Genomic DNA, 15,409 nt, shown 5'->3' with positions numbered 1-15,409 from the left:
CTATGTGTCGAAACGCTCTAACGGGGTGCCGGACGCGATCTTTCGCGGACCGGCTGAGAGGCAGTCTCGCCAACCCGCTGAACCTGATCCGGTTTGTACCGGCGGAGGGATTAGACGTTTCGGACAGTCCGACGCCTCAATTCCTTGTCACGCGAACGAAGGAGGCGCCGATGCGCACGCTTTTATACTCTCTAGTCTCAGCCGTGGTTGTTGCGTTGTCGGGGCCGGCCTTGGCCAAGGACAAGCTCACCGTCTACACCTATGAAAGCTTTACCGCCGACTGGGGTCCAGGTCCCGTGGTGAAGAAGGAATTCGAGGCCGAATGTGGCTGCGATGTCGAGTTCGTCTCGGTTGCCGATGGCGTGGCGCTGCTCAACCGCGTCAAGCTCGAAGGCGCGTCGACCAAGGCCGATATCGTCCTCGGCCTCGACACCAATCTAACCGCCGATGCCAAGGCCAGCGGGTTGTTCGCGCCGCACGGCGCGGTGAGCGACGTCAACGTGCCGGGCGGCTGGAGCGACGATACTTTCGTTCCATTCGACTACGGGTATTTCGCTGTCGTCTACGATACCGAGAAGCTGAAGAGCCCGCCCAAGAGCCTGAAGGACCTGATCGAAGGCAGCGCCGACGACAAGATCGTCATCCAGGATCCGCGCACCTCGACGCCGGGCCTGGGCCTGTTGTTGTGGGTGAAGTCGGTCTATGGCGACAAGGCGCCGGAGGCCTGGGCCAAGCTCAAGGCCAAGGTGCTGACCGTGACGCCCGGCTGGAGCGAGGCCTATGGCCTGTTCACCAAGGGCGAAGCGCCGATGGTGCTGTCCTACACGACGTCGCCGGCCTATCACATGGTCGCCGAGAATACGCAGCGCTACCAGGCGGCTTCCTTTGAAGAGGGCGAATACCTGCAGATCGAGGTCGCCGGCATCACCACGACCGGAGCCAAGAACCCGCTGGCGGCAAAGTTCATCGCCTTCATGACCGGACCGAAATTCCAGGACGCCATCCCCGAGACCAACTGGATGTTCCCGGCCGGCAAGACCGACAAGCCGCTCAACCCGGCCTTCGACAAGCTTGTCAAGCCGACCAAGACCTTGCTGTTCAGCCCGGAGGAGGTCGCGGCCAACCGCAAGGCCTGGGTCGATGAATGGCTGGCGGTGATGAGCAAGTAGATTGGCCGTATGATCGAAAGATGATTGCTCTGCGGCGCCCCCCTCTGTCCTGCCGGACATCTCCCCCACAAGGGGGAAAATCGGATGCCATCGGTGATTTCGCCAATCGCCGACGCAGCGGGTATGAGCGAGGCGCGGAAACTGCCAAACTCCCCCCTCGTGAGGGAGTTGTCCGGCAGGACAGAGGGGGGCGCGAAGGAACGCGACGCTCGCTAGAGGCCTTCTGGGCGGTCCAGCGTGCAGCGCGCTGACTCCCGCATCGCCGCCGGCATTGCCGCACTCGTCGCGATCACATTGCTGATCGGCGGAGCGTTTGCCGGCCTGCTCGTCGAAGGCGCTCATGACTTCTCGGGCGCATGGGCAGCCTTCGATTTTTACCTCTTGCGCGTTGTCCGCTTCACGCTCTGGCAGGCGATCCTTTCGACGCTGCTTTCGGTTATCCCGGCACTCTTCGTTGCACGCGCCCTGTCGCGGCATCCGCGCTTCTTTGGCCGCGCCTTCATCCTGCAGCTCTTTGCCGTGCCACTGGCGCTGCCGGCGATCGTCGCGGCGCTCGGCATCCTGGCGCTCTACGGTCGCGCCGGCTACCTCGCCGGGCTGTTCAGTGCGATTGGCGGCCGAGGCTGGCCTGGTATTTACGGCCTGTCCGGCATTCTCGTCGCCCATGTCTTCTTCAATCTACCGCTTAGCGTGCGATTGTTGCTCGAGGCGCTGCAGACCATTCCCGCCGACCAGTGGCGGCTGGCGAGCCAGCTCGGCATGGGTGCGCGGCCGGCGTTCCGGCTGATCGAATGGCCGACGCTGCGCGCCGCTCTGCCCGGCGTCGCCGGGCTGGTCTTCATGCTCTGCATCACCTCCTTCACCATCGTGCTGACACTTGGCGGTGGGCCGGCCGCGACGACGCTGGAGGTCGGCATCTATCAGGCGCTGCGCTTCGATTTCGATCCCGCGCGCGCGGTCGCCCTGACATTGCTGCAGATCGCCCTGACCTTTGTCGTGGTGCTGGCGCTGACTCGACTTGGCGGAAATGTCGTCGGCGACACCAACCTGCCCGTCGCGCCGCGCCGCTATCTCTCCATCAACGGGACGGAGGCGTCGCTCAACGCCGTGCTCATCGTGTTGGCACTGCTGTTCGTTGTCGGGCCGATGGCCGCGACCGTGGTCGCCGGTTTGGGCGCCGATCTCAGCCGGCTGGCAGGCGAGGCCACCGTCCAGCAAGCGACACTGACCAGCGCGGTGCTCGCTTTCCTGTCGGCGCTGCTTTCGGTGATGCTGTCGCTGGCGCTCACCATGGCGCGGCGAGCGCTGGCGCTGAGCCGCCGCGCCGGGCCAAGGACATTGCTTGAGCATGCAACCGACACCGGCGCGGGGTTTGTGCTGGTCGTGCCGCCCATCGTCATCGGCGCCGGCTGGTTCCTGTTGCTGCGCCGTGCCGGCGATGTCTTCGCCATCGCCCCGGTGATGGTTGTCACCGTCAATGCCGTCATGGCGATGCCGTTCGCGCTGCGCGCCGTCCGCCCAGCCTATGACGCGGCGAGCGAGCGTCACGAACGGCTCTGCGCGCTGTTGGGTATCTCCGGCTGGGCCAGGCTGCTTCTGGTCGACTGGCCATCACTGCGGCGTCCGCTCGCCACCGCTTTTGCTTTCGCCATGGCACTTTCGCTCGGCGATCTCGGCGTGATCGCGCTGTTCGGCAGTGATTCCGTGCAGACCTTGCCCTACCTTCTCCTGGCGCGCATGGGCAGCTACCGCACCGAGGACGCCGCCGGCCTGGCGCTGTTGCTTGGCTTCGTCTGCCTCGCATTGGTGCTGGCCGCGGATTGGCTCGGCAGGGAAAAGGTCGGCAATGTCTGATGGGGCAATGGACAGGAAGGGCGTTCCGGTGTGGCTGGACAAGGTTTCGTTCAGCTATGGCGAGGCCCCGCTCGCCTTCGATGTCGCGTTCGCCGCAGCGGAAATCACCGCCATCATGGGGCCGAGTGGTTCGGGCAAGTCGACGCTGCTCAACCTCATCGCCGGGTTCGAGACGCCGTTGTCCGGCCGCGTGCTGATCGGCGGGGCCGATGTCGGCGCCGCGCCACCGGCCGAACGGCCAGTGTCGATGGTGTTCCAGGAAAACAACCTTTTCGCCCATCTTTCCGTCGAGCAGAATGTCGGGCTGGGTCGCTCGCCGTCGCTGCGGCTGACCGAAGCGGACCGCGCCGATATCGCCGGGGCGCTTGCCCGCACAGGCCTTGGCGGCAAGGAAAAACGCTTGCCGCGCGAACTCTCCGGCGGCGAGCGCCAGCGTGTTGCCCTGGCCCGCGTGCTGGTGCGCGATCGCCCGGTGCTTTTGCTAGACGAGCCCTTCGCTTCGCTCGGGCCGGCCTTGCGCGACGACATGCTCGATCTGGTCGCCGGTGTGCATGCGGAGCGCGGCATGACGGTGCTGTTCGTCACGCACCAGCCGGAGGACGCCCGTCGCATCGGCCAGAATGTGGTGTTTCTGGACAATGGCATTGTGGCGGCCACCGGCAGCGCGGGCGATTTCTTTGCCGGGGCTGGTCCCGACGCCTTCCGGCGCTATATCGGTGCCAGTGCCGGGAATGCCGTATCACGAGATATTGCCCGGAAGCGGACATAATTTACGGTCAAACCGGCATCAGGCGATGGGGCGCTTGCTTGCCATGGCAGAAGTAGTGTGGCTAGGTCCGCCCTACTTGTCCGGCACAAGCCGTGATTTGCCTACAGCATCCGCCACACGTCCGGAGGGACGCGTGACGGATGCTGTAGAAGTTTGTTTTTGCGCATGACAGGTTCCGAAGATCGCCCCCGATTTTCGTGATCATGCGCCGGGACCTGAAAGGAAGCCGTTCTGGCGATCGGCGTTGACAAGCTGCGAATGAATCCGCTGGCGCGCTTTGTGGCGCTGGCCGGCTTTGCCGTGGCGCTTGCAAGCTGCCAGATGTTCACGCCTCCGGAAGTCCAGGAATCCGGCTTCCAGCCGTCCGACAAGCCGATCACGGTCGACAATGTCGCCGCCAACAACAAACTCGCGGAACTCGCCAAGGCGCAGCATCCGCGCATTCTGGCCACCTATGGCGGCGAGTATTCCGATCCCAAGCTCGAGCGCATGGTCGCCAAGGTGGTCGGCAATCTGACCGTTGTGTCGGCGAACCCGACCCAGACCTACCGCATCACCATCCTCAACTCGCCCAACGTCAACGCCTTCGCGCTGCCGGGCGGCTATCTCTACATCACGCGCGGGCTGCTGGCGCTGGCCAATGATTCGTCCGAGCTCGCCGCCGTCATCGCGCATGAGATGGGTCACGTCACCGCCAATCACGGCCTGCAGCGCCAGCAGCTCGAGGCCGAGGAAGGCCTGGCGACCAAGGTGGTCTCGGATGTGCTGGGTGACAGCCCGACCGCCAAGGCGGCACTGATCCGTGGCAAGCTCAGGCTTGCTCAGTTCTCGCGTAACCAGGAGCTGGAGGCCGACGCCATTGGCATCAAGTCGATCGGCGAAGCCGGCTACGATCCCTATGCCGCCGGCCGCTTCCTGCAGTCGATGTCGGCCTATACCGATTTCCGGTCGATCAGCGGTGCCACCGATGCCAGCCTCGACTTCCTGGCCACGCATCCCAACACGCCGCAGCGCATCGACCTGGCGCAGCGCCATGCCCGCCAGTTCGGCGCACCCGGCGTCGGCACGCGCGACCGCGATTCCTTCCTCGCCGGCATCGACGGCCTGCTCTACGGCGATACGCCGGAGGAAGGCTATGTTCGCGGCGAGACCTTCCTGCATCCGGGGCTTGGCGTGTCGTTCACGGTACCGGACGGCTTCATCATCGACAATTCGGCGGCAGCGGTGACGGCGACCGGACCGGGCGACATCGCGATCCGCTTCGACGGCGTTTCGATCGACAAGAACCGCGCCTTGACCGACTATATCAGAAGCGGCTGGGTGGCTGGCCTCGACGACAGCACGGTCAAGCAGGAAACCATCAACGGCAACGAGGCGGCGACCGCGCATGCCGGCGCCGAAGGCTGGCAGTTCGACATCGCGGTGATCCGCGCCGGCGGTCAGGTCTACCGGCTGCTGACCGCGGCACCCTCGGCCAGCACCTCGCTGGATTCTGTCGCGCGCTCGGTCAGCGGCTCGTTCCGTATCCTGAGCGCCGCGGAGAAAGCAGCCTTGAAACCGCTGCATATCCGCGTGCTCACCGTGCAGCCGGGCCAGACCATGGGCACGCTCGCCGCGCAGATGGTCGGCGTCGACCGCAAGCTCGACCTGTTCCGGGTGCTCAATGCGCTGTCGCCGGGGGCCGCGGTTTCGGCCGGCGACAAGGTCAAGATCGTCACCGACAAATAAGCCGGTCGCGCGGGATCAGGCGGCTGTCGCCAGAAACTCCGGATTCTGCTTCACCAGCGCGACCTTGAGCTTTTCCATGGCGCGCGCCTCGATCTGACGGACGCGTTCCTTGGAAATGCCAAGCGTCTCGCCAAGCGCCTCGAGCGTGGCGCCCTCGTCGTTCAGCCGGCGCTCCTCGATGATCCTCAGTTCGCGTGCGTTGAGCGCGCGCAGTGCCTCTCGCAGCCAGAGCGAGCGGCGCGCGACATCGATCTTGTCGCCAACGATCTCGTCGGGCAGCGGATCCTCCGAGACCAGGAAGTCCATGCGCTCGGTGCCGCCCGAATCGTCGGCTAGCGGCATGTTGAGCGAGGAGTCGGGTGCCGACAGCCGCGAATCCATCATCGCCACATCAGCCTCGGAAACGCCAAGTGCAACCGAAACTTCGCGGTAGAGAGTTGTGTTGGAGAGTGGCTCCGCGCCGTTCGCCAGCCGGGCGCGCAGGCGCCGCAGGTTGAAGAACAAGGCCTTTTGCGCCGAGCTGGTGCCGCCGCGCACGATCGACCAGTTGCGCAGGATGTAGTCCTGCATCGAGGCGCGGATCCACCACGTCGCATAGGTCGAAAACCGCACTTCGCGTTCCGGCTCGAAGCGGGCGGCGGCCTCGAGCAGGCCGACATGGCCTTCCTGGATCAGGTCGCCGAGCGGCAGGCCGTAATGGCGGAATTTCGAGGCCATGGAAATGACCAGCCGCATGTGGGCGACGGTGATGCAGTGCAACGCGTTCTGGTCGCTGTCTTCCTTCCAGAGCAAGGCCAGCCGATGTTCCTCATCCCGCTCGAGATAGGGGGCCTTCATCGCCGCGCGGACCATGATCCGTCCTGCCGTGTCTTCCATCATGAGGCGCTCCCTGGTTCAGGCGATACGAATTGCGAACTTGGCAGGGCACCGGTTGAAATCGCGGCGTCGCGCCCTAGAACAGCCAAAACTGCCATGCGCGAGAAAGGTTCCGCCCGCGCGGGCGGGGGAGTGACGCTGCCGAGGCGATTTTTAAACCGTCACCAGGAAGCCTTGGTTCCTGCAAAAAATCCCCTTTTGAGCATGACGTTTCGGAGATTCTTTGTTTTCGAAATTTTATTCCTTATTCTTTCTGTCTGCATCTGTCATTTTCCAGCCCACACAACAGGCCGGATTTCAGGCCAAGGACGGGATCACAAAAAGATGAAATGGCTCAAGTCGCTTATCGTCGCCGGAACGCTGCAGGCCCTGGCGGTCACTTCAGGCCATGCGGGCGCCAATCTCGATCAGATCAAGCAGGCCGGCGTCATCAAGGTCGGCACGGAAGGCACCTACGCCCCCTTCACCTATCATGACGCTTCGGGCGCGCTGGTTGGCTTCGACGTCGAGATCGCCAAGGCGATCGCCGACAAGCTGGGTGTCAAGGTCGAGTTCCTCGAAGGCAAGTGGGATGGGCTGATCGCCGGTCTCGACGTCAGCCGCTATGACGCCGTCATCAACGAAGTCGGCATCACCGACGCGCGCAAGGCCAAGTATGATTTCTCCGATCCCTACATCGCCTCCAAGGCGGTGCTGATCGTGCGCGGCGACAACACCGACATCAAGACTTTCGCCGACCTCAAGGGCAAGAAGTCGGCGCAGTCGCTGACCTCGAATTTCGGCAAGCTGGCCGAGAGCAACGGCGCCGAGCTGGTCGGCACCGATGGCTTCGACCAGTCGATCCAGCTTCTGCTGACCGGCCGTGCCGACGCCACGATCAATGACAGCCTGTCGTTCCTCGACTTCAAGAAGCACAAGCCCGACGCCAATGTGAAGATCGCCGCGCAGGAAGAAAACGCCGATTATTCCGGCGTCATCGTGCGCAAGGGCGATCCGGAGCTGGTCGCGGCCATCAACAAGGCGCTGGCCGACATCAAGGCCGACGGCACCTACAAGAAGATCGCCGACACCTATTTCGGCCAGGACGTGTCGAAATAGTTGATTGTCGAGGCCGGTTTTCGGCCTTGCAACATGCCCAGCGGCGAGCCGTTTTTGACGGCCCGCCGCTTTTGTCGTGATATGGCGCCTGCATTCGTATTTCGATAACGCCGCCGCGATCATTCTGGGGGTCTTTCGTGCCGCACTGGCTGCAACTGATGCTGGAGTCGCTGCCTTCGCTGCTCTGGGCCGCTCTCATCTTCACCGTGCCGTTGACGCTGTTGTCGTTCGTGCTTGGCCTGACGGTTGGTCTCGGCGCAGCGCTTGGCCGGTTGTTCGGACCAAGGCCGCTGGTCGCGGTCGTGCGCTTCTATGTCTGGATCTTCCGCGGCACGCCGCTCCTGGTGCAGCTGTTCCTGATCTTCTACGGCCTGCCGTCGGTCGGCATCCTGCTCGACGCCTTCACGGCAGCGTTGATCGGCTTCACACTCAACATCGGCGCCTACACGTCGGAGATCATCCGCGCGGCAATCGGCTCCGTGCCGAAAGGCCAGTGGGAAGCCGCCTATTCGATCGGCATGACCTGGAGCCAGGCGATGCGCCGCACTATCCTGCCGCAAGCCGGTCGGGTCGCGGTGCCGCCGCTTTCCAACACCTTCATCTCACTGGTCAAGGACACATCGCTGGCCGCCGCCATCACCGTGCCGGAGATGTTCCAGGCGGCGCAGCGCATCGTCGCCACGAGCTATGAGCCGCTGATCCTTTATGTCGAGGCGGCGATCCTCTATCTGGCGATGAGCTCGGTGCTATCGGCACTGCAGACGCGGCTGGAGGAGCGGCTCAATCGCTATGGCGGCTTCCTGGAGGCGCGCTCATGATCGGCCTCACCAATATCGAAAAGCGCTTCGGCGACAATCTGGTGCTGAAGGGCGTGACCGTCGCCATTGCGGAAGGCAGCGTCACCGCGCTGGTCGGCCCTTCGGGCGGCGGCAAGAGCACGCTGTTGCGTTGCATCAACCTGCTGGAAATCCCGACTTCGGGCACGGTGCGCATAGGTGACGAGACGCTCGAGTTCCGTCCGGGCGTCAAGGTGCCGGCGAGCGACATCAGGCGGTTGCGCCTGCAGACCGGCATGGTGTTCCAAAATTTCCAGTTGTTCCCGCATCGCACCGCGATCGAGAATGTCATGGAAGGCTTGGTCACGGTGTTGAAATGGTCGCCCGAGAAGGCCCGCGAGCGGGCGCTCGCCTTGCTGGAAAAGGTCGGGATGGCGCACAAGGCCGACGCCTGGCCGGCGACGCTGTCGGGTGGCCAGCAGCAGCGCGTGGCGATTGCCCGTGCTCTGGCGCCATCACCGAAGGTGCTGCTGTGCGATGAGCCGACATCGGCGCTTGATCCTGAATTGGCGCAAGAGGTGGTCGATGTGCTTGGCAAGCTCGCCAGCGAAGGCACGACCATGGTGATGGCGACGCATGACCTGCGGCTTGCCTCCAAGATCGCCCAGGAAGCGGTGTTCCTCGATGCCGGCGTCATCGTCGAGAAGGGGCCGTCCGCGGTGCTGTTCGGCAACCCGGAGCGCGAGCGGACGAAGCGGTTCATCGCGACGCTGAAGCAGGAGGCGGAGAGGGAAGGCGGCAACTGAGCTCTCCACGTCACTTGTGGGGAGGGCAAGTCAAAAAACAAAAAACCCGGCGCGAGGCCGGGTTTTTCAAATTCGAAGGCCAAAGAGCCTCAGGCAGCTTCTTCCTGCTCGGCTTCCTCATTGTCAGCCTTGGCACCGCGCTTAGGGCCCTTGTTGAGGTTCACCTCGATCAGGCGCACGGCTTCGGTTTCCGACATGCGGTTGACGGCCGCGATCTCGCGGGCCATGCGGTCGAGCGCGGCTTCATAGAGCTGGCGTTCGGAATAGGACTGCTCCGGCTGGTTGTCGGCGCGGTAGAGGTCGCGCACGACTTCCGAGATCGAGATCAGGTCACCCGAATTGATCTTGGCATCATATTCCTGGGCGCGGCGCGACCACATGGTGCGCTTGACGCGGGCGCGGCCCTGAACGACCTTGAGCGCGCGCTCGACATAATCCTCTTCCGACAGCTTGCGCATGCCGATGGAGGTCGCCTTGGCGACCGGCACCTTCAGGCGCATCTTGTCCTTCTGGAAGTCGATGACGAACAGTTCCAGCTTGTGACCCGCCACTTCCTGCTCGTCGATCGACACGATTTGGCCGACGCCGTGCGCCGGATAGACGATGTACTCACCAGTCTTGAAACCGTGACGCGCTCCGGTGGACTTCTTCTGCGGGGTGATCGTTGCCATTACGCCCTGAACTCCTTGTTGTGGTACCGGCGTCCTGCCGGCCCGAACTCGTGCGACCGGGGAAACCGATCGTTAGCCGCACAACGGGTGAACCCATCGGAAAGGCTGGGACCGGCAAACCGCATGGATTGCGACCGCCTGGCCCAGATCGCTCTGGTCCGGAATGGGATTTTTCACCTTTCAGTGATTTGGGGCGTCTGCGCCATAAATCGACGTTGTGTCACCGGCATGTTTCGCTGATGTAACACAAAAAGTCGGAAGAATCAAGGTTTTGCTGCGTTCGCGAAGGCCACAGGTTCGCGCCGCCTGTCAAGGCGGTTTATGTGACATGTCTCTTACGCTGCGTAATACCGACCTTTACGGCCGCATTGTCAATCACCTTCACCGGGCTCGGCCGAGAAGTATTTCTCGAACTTGCCGGCCTCGCCGTCGAAGGTCTTGGCGTCTGCCGGAGGCTCCTTCTTGGCGGTGATGTTGGGCCATTTCTCGGCATATTCGGTGTTGATCTGCAGCCATTTGTCGAGGCCTGGCTCGGTGTCCGGCTTGATAGCGTCGGCTGGACATTCAGGCTCGCAGACGCCGCAGTCGATGCACTCGTCGGGATGAATGACGAGCATGTTCTCGCCTTCGTAGAAACAGTCGACCGGACAGACCTCGATGCAGTCCATGTATTTGCATTTGATGCAATTGTCGGTCACGACATAGGTCATCGGTCGGCTCCGGGACGCCCCAGCTTTAATGGGCCAGTTTTGTTGGGCTTTTTCCGTGAGGTAACGCCTTTGTCCGTCGCTTGCAAGGGCGGCCATGCGCGGCGGCATCGTCGTTTCCGGAATGGAATTCCAGACGGCGGGCACGGCGGAAGCCTGTGATGTCCTCGTGAGGGTCTTGTTTGCCGGGTTCGGCCTTGCCCCAAGCCGCGTCATTGCCGTAAAGCCCTATGCGGTGTTGAGCGACAGGGATCACTCTTCGCCAAGCAAGCGGTCGGTCTGTCGGCGTTCTCTCTTGGTCGGGCGGCCGCTGCCGGCCTCGCGCAGCGCCGGAATCGCATCGGGAAGGGCCTCACCCTTCGGTGCGGGTGGCGGCGACATGTCCTCATAGAGGGTGCGGGCTTCCTCCGCCGGGCCGCGCCGTACGCCAGCGCCGATCACCTTCCAGACGAAAATGCGCCGGTCCAGCGTGATGGTCAGCACGTCGCCCGGCTTGACCAGATCGGATGCCTGCGCTGCTTTGTCGCGATTGATGCGCACGCGCCCGGCGACGACGAGCTTCGCCGCCAGCGAGCGCGATTTGACCGCGCGCGAGAAGAACAGCCATTTGTCGATGCGCTGGCGGCCTTCGGCAACCATCGAACCCTACCGAGCCTACTTCTTCAGCTGGTCGCGCAAGGCGGCGAGCTTGGCGAAGGGCGAGTCCGGATCGAAGCGCACCGGGCGTTCCTCGCGCGGCTTCGGCTGGAAGGCCGGCTTTGCGCCCCCCTTGCCGCGATCGGGGCCACCCTTGCCCTCGGGCCGGCCACCCTTCCAGTCGGGGCGGCCTTCGCGGCGCTCGGGACGATCGCCCTGGGGGCGACCGTCACGGCGCTGTTCACCTTCACCCTGCGGCTTGGGCTTGAACTTCGACCGGTCGAAGCGCGGCTTGCCGGCGCCGTCACGCCGCCCTTCATGGGCGGGGCGTTCTCCCGGTACGCCGGTCGCTTGAGCGGCGCCGGCCTCGGCCGGTGCATTGCCGCGGCCGCGCGCTTGTCCGTTGCGCTGGCGGTTGTTGCGGCCTTCGTGATGACGTGGGCGCTGCTCGAAACGGCCCTGGCGCCAGAGCAGGATCGGCTTGGGCGCTTCGGCTTCTGGAGCGGGCTCGCCGGGGGTCGCTTCGGCCATCACGGCAGGCACGTCCGAAACCGCTTCCGTCGCGGGTGCAGCTTCGGGAACTGGCTCCGCCGTGGCTTCGACAGATTCAGCTTCCGCCTCTGGCTCGGCAGCAGGTTCAGCAGCTGCTTCGGCGACAGCCTCGGGCTCATCCGTGACTTCGGCCGGAGCTTCGGTTGGCTCTTCCGCGACTGGCTCTGCTGCGGCTTCCGCGATGACCTCGGCCGGAGCTTCGACAGCAGCCGGTTCCGAACCCTCGATTGCCGCTTCCGCGGCGGCGTCCGTTGCGGCGGCTTCGGCCGCCTTGGCCTGCTCGGCGCGCGCGGCTTCTTCCGCCGCGAACTTGGCCGCGGCGGCTTCCCGCGCGGCGGTGTCCTGCGCCTCGAGCCGTGCCTTGACCTCTGCCGCCGGCTTCGGCTCGGCGCGGTAGCCCAGGCCCTTCAGGATCTCTTCCATGTCGTCGGCGGTGGCGCCGAGGATCGACATCATCGGCGGCGTCACCATGAAGGACTGGCCGTCATAGGCGCCGTCCGGACGCTGGCCGAGGCCAGGCTTCCAGTTGGTCGCCGGACGGATCAGGTCGGCCAGCCGCTCCAATATGTCGATGCGCACGGCGCGGCGGCCGAGATTGCGGTAGCCGGCGAGCTTGTAGAAGGCCTTGTCGAAGGCCGGATCGATGACCACCGAGGTGCGGCCGGACGCCAGCGCGTGGACCACGTCGCCAAAGCCGGGCTTGTCCTTGCCGTCATTCTTCAGGGCCCACAGCAAGGTCACCAGTCCGGCGGGTGCCGGCTTGATCAGCGCCGGGACGAAGACATGGTAGGCGCCGAAGCGCACGCCAAGCCGGCGAAGTGCCGCGCGACCTTCCTGGTCGAGCGATTTCATCTCCTCGGCGATGTCGCGGCGGTTGATGAGGCCGAAATTCTCGACCAGCTGGAAGGCGATACCACGGCCGATGCCGGAAATCTGGTCGGCGTTCTTCAGGTCGACCAGTGGCTTCAGCAGCGACTCGATCTGGAAATTGACGAAACGTTCGGCGCGCGCGGCGACCTTGTCGCGCGCCGGGCCGGTCAGCTGTTCGTCGGCCAGCAGCACGAGGCGCGGCTTCAGCGCGTCTTCGCCGGAGACCAGCGTGCCGATCGGCGCGCCAATCCAGCGCAGCGTGCCGTCCGAGCCAAGTGCCAGATCGCCATTGGCGCAGGCGCCAAAACGGTCGGCGCGCGCCTCGAACTCGGCAGCCAGCGCCTTTTGCGCTGCGGTGCGCACGGCCTTGGCGTCTTCGCCGCCGGCGGTCTGATCGGCGGTGAAGCGGAACCCTTGCAACTCGCCGACATGATGGCCTTCGACAAGGACGGTTCCGGTAGGGCTTATTTCGGCTTCAGGCATGGTATTTTCTCTAAGGCGCCGCATGAGGACGGAAGTCCTGCGGTCTACGAAGCGTTTCGTCAACCGCTCATGCAGCGCATCCGACAATCTGTCTTCGATTTCGCGCGTCTTTTCCTGCCAGTGTGCCTGATCGGCCAGCCAGCCGGGCCGGTTAGACACGAATGTCCAGGTGCGGATCTGGGCAATGCGGTGCGACAGCGTGTCGATGTCGCCCTCGGTGGTGTCGGCGCGGCGCACCTGCTCGGCCATGTAATTCTCGTCGACATGGCCTCGCTTGGCGAGGTCCATATAGATCGACGCGATGAGGTCGGCATGTTGCGCCGGGGCGATCTTGCGGTAATCGGGCAGCGCGCAGGCTTCCCACAGCAGCGCCACGCGTTTGGCGTCGGTAGCCAGCGCGCGGATATCCTCATCGCGGGAAAGATATTCGAGCGCCTGCGCGTCAACCGCCGGCAGCGCCCGGGTCAGGCCCTCCACCGGAGCGTTGGTCTCGATCGAGCGCTTCAGCGCGTCGAGACTGGCGAAGTCGAAATGCGCGGTGCGCCACTGCAGCACCTTCACCGGATCGAAGTCATGGCCTTCGATCTTCTTGACCAGTTCCTCGTCGAGCGGATCGACCTGGCCGGTGACGCCGAAAGTGCCGTCGCGCAGATGCCGTCCGGCACGGCCGGCGATCTGGCCGAGCTCGGCCGCCGTCAGGTTGCGGTACTGGTAGCCGTCGAACTTGCGGTTCTGGGCGAAGGCGACATGGTCGAGATCGAGATTGAGGCCCATGCCGATGGCATCGGTGGCGACGAGATAGTCGACATCGCCCGATTGGAACAATGCCACCTGGGCGTTGCGGGTCCGCGGCGAGAGCGCGCCGAGCACGACGGCGGCACCACCTTGCTGGCGGCGGATCAACTCGGCGATGGCATAGACCTCGTCGGCGGAGAAGGCGACGATGGCGGTGCGGCGCGGCAGGCGCGTCAGCTTCTTCGAGCCCGCATAGGCAAGATGCGACAGCCGGGGCCGCGTCACCACCGAGACGCCCTTCAGCAGGCGCTGCAGGATGCCATGCATGGTGGCGGCACCGAGCAGCAGCGTTTCCTGGCGGCCGCGAAGATGCAGGATGCGGTCGGTGAAGATGTGGCCGCGCTCGAGGTCGCCGGCGAGCTGCACCTCGTCGATGGCGACGAAGGCGGCGTCGGTCTCACGCGGCATGGCCTCGACCGTACAGACCGAATATCTGGCGCCTGGCGGCTGGATCTTCTCCTCGCCAGTGATCAGAGCGACCTTATGAGCACCGACCTTTTCGCAGACGCGCGTGTAGACTTCCCGCGCCAGCAATCTGAGCGGCAGCCCGATGACACCGGTTTCATGCGCCACCATGCGCTCGATGGCGAGGTGGGTCTTGCCGGTGTTCGTCGGACCAAGCACGGCGGTCACGTCGCGGCCCGACAGGATCAGCGGCTCGGTATGTTTCGGCTGGATGTTCATCGGCTCGGAAATAAGGCTTTCTGGCCTCTCATTGTCGGGAGCGTGCCTCAACTGGCGCGTATGACAGGCGACACATAGGGATTTCGGGCGCGAAGCGAAAGCGGAATGTTCCGTAGGCGGCTCGAAGGCCTCTTTGTCCAGCGCTAAATTGGCTGCCGCTTAACTGATGGAACGAGTCTGGAACGAATCAGCGACGAATCAGTGACTCGACCAGATTCAGCTTTTGTTCACGGCTATATGTGGATTTCGTGACCGTGACTCTCACCACATGCTGAATCCCTGAACTGGCCCGTTTTATGCTAGGCGAACTCAACGGTTAAGCTTTGCCGGGAAACGACGACGCCGGCACGATACCCATTACTCAAGATTATGAAATTGTTAATCTTTCTGAATTTGGTGTTAAGGATTTGCAGGCGATTCCGGCCTATTAACGTTAACTTGCGCTCAAAGCCGGAACAAATCGGCTACAAATCAGCGCCGGCGACGTTTTCCCTTTTTGTTCCCCCAATATCTTGTGTTGTGAACAGCTTATCCACCGGCAATCCACAGGCTTGGCCACAGGGTTCCGCACAGGCGGCGTCCGGCCTGACCAGTCTATTGGCGTGGCGGCAATCACACCAAGATAAGTGTCCATCTATTTCGCTAATGGACACTCATTAATGTCGGTTGATGAGGATGTTGTTCTGTCGGTTCGTAAGACCCGACGTGTGCGGGACAAGGAAGAGAACAGCCGGATCGGGGCGGCACTCTGCTGCGGGTGCATCGGTTTCCGAGGTTGGGCGCCGGCACGATGTGGACACCAACGTGGTATTCACTTGGCGTCGTGGAGCCAGACAGGGACAGCTGCCCCCTGTCACCCGATAAACCGGATCGATGAGTTATTGCCATGGAATTGGTCAACGCCTATTTGCTCGAAGAGACAGCCCCTCCGTCAG

General features: G+C 63.7%; 13 protein-coding genes and 1 riboswitch. Of the genes, 8 read left to right on the top strand and 5 right to left on the bottom strand.

The window, feature by feature from the left end; all coding sequences use genetic code 11:
• The first annotated feature begins 11 nt into the window (after positions 1 to 11).
• A riboswitch (TPP riboswitch) is annotated at positions 12 to 127 on the top strand.
• Between the two features lie 43 nt (positions 128 to 170).
• The 4 genes from thiB to AC1VON_RS01990 all read left to right on the top strand — a co-directional run bounded on the left by thiB (position 171) and on the right by AC1VON_RS01990 (position 5,520).
• On the top strand, positions 171 to 1,169 hold the full coding sequence (gene thiB / locus AC1VON_RS02005; protein ID WP_483120249.1) for a thiamine ABC transporter substrate binding subunit: 999 nt from the start codon (positions 171 to 173) through the stop codon (positions 1,167 to 1,169).
• A 237-nt stretch (positions 1,170 to 1,406) separates the two neighbouring features.
• Positions 1,407 to 3,023 (top strand): thiamine/thiamine pyrophosphate ABC transporter permease, encoded by a 1,617-nt coding sequence (gene thiP / locus AC1VON_RS02000; protein WP_483120247.1) that lies wholly within the window; start codon positions 1,407 to 1,409, stop codon positions 3,021 to 3,023.
• Positions 3,016 to 3,792: a thiamine ABC transporter ATP-binding protein gene (thiQ, locus tag AC1VON_RS01995; RefSeq protein ID WP_172348149.1), complete on the top strand. Its 777-nt coding sequence runs from the start codon at positions 3,016 to 3,018 to the stop codon at positions 3,790 to 3,792. Before thiP ends, thiQ begins: the two co-directional genes overlap by 8 nt.
• 258 nt (positions 3,793 to 4,050) lie before the next feature.
• Entirely contained in the window at positions 4,051 to 5,520 is a 1,470-nt protein-coding gene (locus tag AC1VON_RS01990; RefSeq protein ID WP_172348150.1) for a M48 family metalloprotease, read from the top strand.
• Between the two features lie 15 nt (positions 5,521 to 5,535).
• Here the strand turns inward: AC1VON_RS01990 and AC1VON_RS01985 are convergent, their stop codons facing one another.
• Entirely contained in the window at positions 5,536 to 6,399 is an 864-nt protein-coding gene (locus tag AC1VON_RS01985) for an RNA polymerase factor sigma-32 (RefSeq protein ID WP_172348151.1), read from the bottom strand.
• A gap of 321 nt (positions 6,400 to 6,720) precedes the next feature.
• Here AC1VON_RS01985 and AC1VON_RS01980 point away from each other — a divergent pair, with 321 nt between their 5' ends.
• The 3 genes from AC1VON_RS01980 to AC1VON_RS01970 all read left to right on the top strand — a co-directional run bounded on the left by AC1VON_RS01980 (position 6,721) and on the right by AC1VON_RS01970 (position 9,076).
• The gene (locus tag AC1VON_RS01980; protein ID WP_172348152.1) at positions 6,721 to 7,494 is read left to right on the top strand and encodes an amino acid ABC transporter substrate-binding protein; all 774 of its coding nucleotides are present in this window, start codon (positions 6,721 to 6,723) and stop codon (positions 7,492 to 7,494) included.
• 137 nt (positions 7,495 to 7,631) lie between these two features.
• Positions 7,632 to 8,312 carry an amino acid ABC transporter permease gene (locus AC1VON_RS01975; RefSeq protein ID WP_202325587.1) on the top strand — a complete coding sequence of 227 codons (681 nt, stop codon included), beginning with the start codon at positions 7,632 to 7,634 and terminating at the stop codon, positions 8,310 to 8,312.
• Positions 8,309 to 9,076, top strand: a complete 768-nt coding sequence (locus AC1VON_RS01970) for an amino acid ABC transporter ATP-binding protein (RefSeq protein WP_172348154.1) — start codon at positions 8,309 to 8,311, stop codon at positions 9,074 to 9,076. Before AC1VON_RS01975 ends, AC1VON_RS01970 begins: the two co-directional genes overlap by 4 nt.
• Positions 9,077 to 9,165: 89 nt before the next feature.
• Here AC1VON_RS01970 and AC1VON_RS01965 read toward each other — a convergent pair whose 3' ends face one another.
• The 4 genes from AC1VON_RS01965 to AC1VON_RS01950 all read right to left on the bottom strand — a co-directional run bounded on the left by AC1VON_RS01965 (position 9,166) and on the right by AC1VON_RS01950 (position 14,474).
• Positions 9,166 to 9,747 carry a CarD family transcriptional regulator gene (locus AC1VON_RS01965; RefSeq protein ID WP_010911999.1) on the bottom strand — a complete coding sequence of 194 codons (582 nt, stop codon included), beginning with the start codon at positions 9,745 to 9,747 and terminating at the stop codon, positions 9,166 to 9,168.
• Between the two features lie 371 nt (positions 9,748 to 10,118).
• On the bottom strand, positions 10,119 to 10,457 hold the full coding sequence (gene fdxA / locus AC1VON_RS01960; RefSeq protein WP_008873823.1) for a ferredoxin FdxA: 339 nt from the start codon (positions 10,455 to 10,457) through the stop codon (positions 10,119 to 10,121).
• Between the two features lie 249 nt (positions 10,458 to 10,706).
• Positions 10,707 to 11,093 (bottom strand): RNA-binding S4 domain-containing protein, encoded by a 387-nt coding sequence (locus tag AC1VON_RS01955; protein ID WP_483120241.1) that lies wholly within the window; start codon positions 11,091 to 11,093, stop codon positions 10,707 to 10,709.
• A gap of 15 nt (positions 11,094 to 11,108) precedes the next feature.
• Positions 11,109 to 14,474, bottom strand: a complete 3,366-nt coding sequence (locus tag AC1VON_RS01950; protein ID WP_483120239.1) for a helicase-related protein — start codon at positions 14,472 to 14,474, stop codon at positions 11,109 to 11,111.
• 669 nt (positions 14,475 to 15,143) lie between these two features.
• On the opposite strand from AC1VON_RS01950, the gene AC1VON_RS01945 reads away from it, so the two are divergent.
• Positions 15,144 to 15,338 carry a transposase gene (locus tag AC1VON_RS01945; protein ID WP_483120237.1) on the top strand — a complete coding sequence of 65 codons (195 nt, stop codon included), beginning with the start codon at positions 15,144 to 15,146 and terminating at the stop codon, positions 15,336 to 15,338.
• The last annotated feature ends 71 nt before the right edge of the window (positions 15,339 to 15,409 follow it).

The sequence above is a fragment of the Mesorhizobium sp. HAY1-8B genome (genome assembly GCF_056868045.1).
The sequence above is the reverse complement of the archived record's forward strand: the minus strand, read 5'-3'. Positions and strand labels throughout refer to the sequence as shown.

Coding starts and splice junctions, on each gene's coding strand:
- AC1VON_RS01950 (WP_483120239.1), bottom strand. CDS start 14,474: ATGAACATCCAGCCGAAACATACCGAGCCGCTGATCCTGTCGGGCCGC.
- AC1VON_RS01985 (WP_172348151.1), bottom strand. CDS start 6,399: ATGATGGAAGACACGGCAGGACGGATCATGGTCCGCGCGGCGATGAAG.
- AC1VON_RS01955 (WP_483120241.1), bottom strand. CDS start 11,093: ATGGTTGCCGAAGGCCGCCAGCGCATCGACAAATGGCTGTTCTTCTCG.
- AC1VON_RS01945 (WP_483120237.1), top strand. CDS start 15,144: ATGAGGATGTTGTTCTGTCGGTTCGTAAGACCCGACGTGTGCGGGACA.
- AC1VON_RS01990 (WP_172348150.1), top strand. CDS start 4,051: ATGAATCCGCTGGCGCGCTTTGTGGCGCTGGCCGGCTTTGCCGTGGCG.
- AC1VON_RS01965 (WP_010911999.1), bottom strand. CDS start 9,747: ATGGCAACGATCACCCCGCAGAAGAAGTCCACCGGAGCGCGTCACGGT.
- thiQ (WP_172348149.1), top strand. CDS start 3,016: ATGTCTGATGGGGCAATGGACAGGAAGGGCGTTCCGGTGTGGCTGGAC.
- AC1VON_RS01980 (WP_172348152.1), top strand. CDS start 6,721: ATGAAATGGCTCAAGTCGCTTATCGTCGCCGGAACGCTGCAGGCCCTG.
- fdxA (WP_008873823.1), bottom strand. CDS start 10,457: ATGACCTATGTCGTGACCGACAATTGCATCAAATGCAAATACATGGAC.
- thiB (WP_483120249.1), top strand. CDS start 171: ATGCGCACGCTTTTATACTCTCTAGTCTCAGCCGTGGTTGTTGCGTTG.
- AC1VON_RS01970 (WP_172348154.1), top strand. CDS start 8,309: ATGATCGGCCTCACCAATATCGAAAAGCGCTTCGGCGACAATCTGGTG.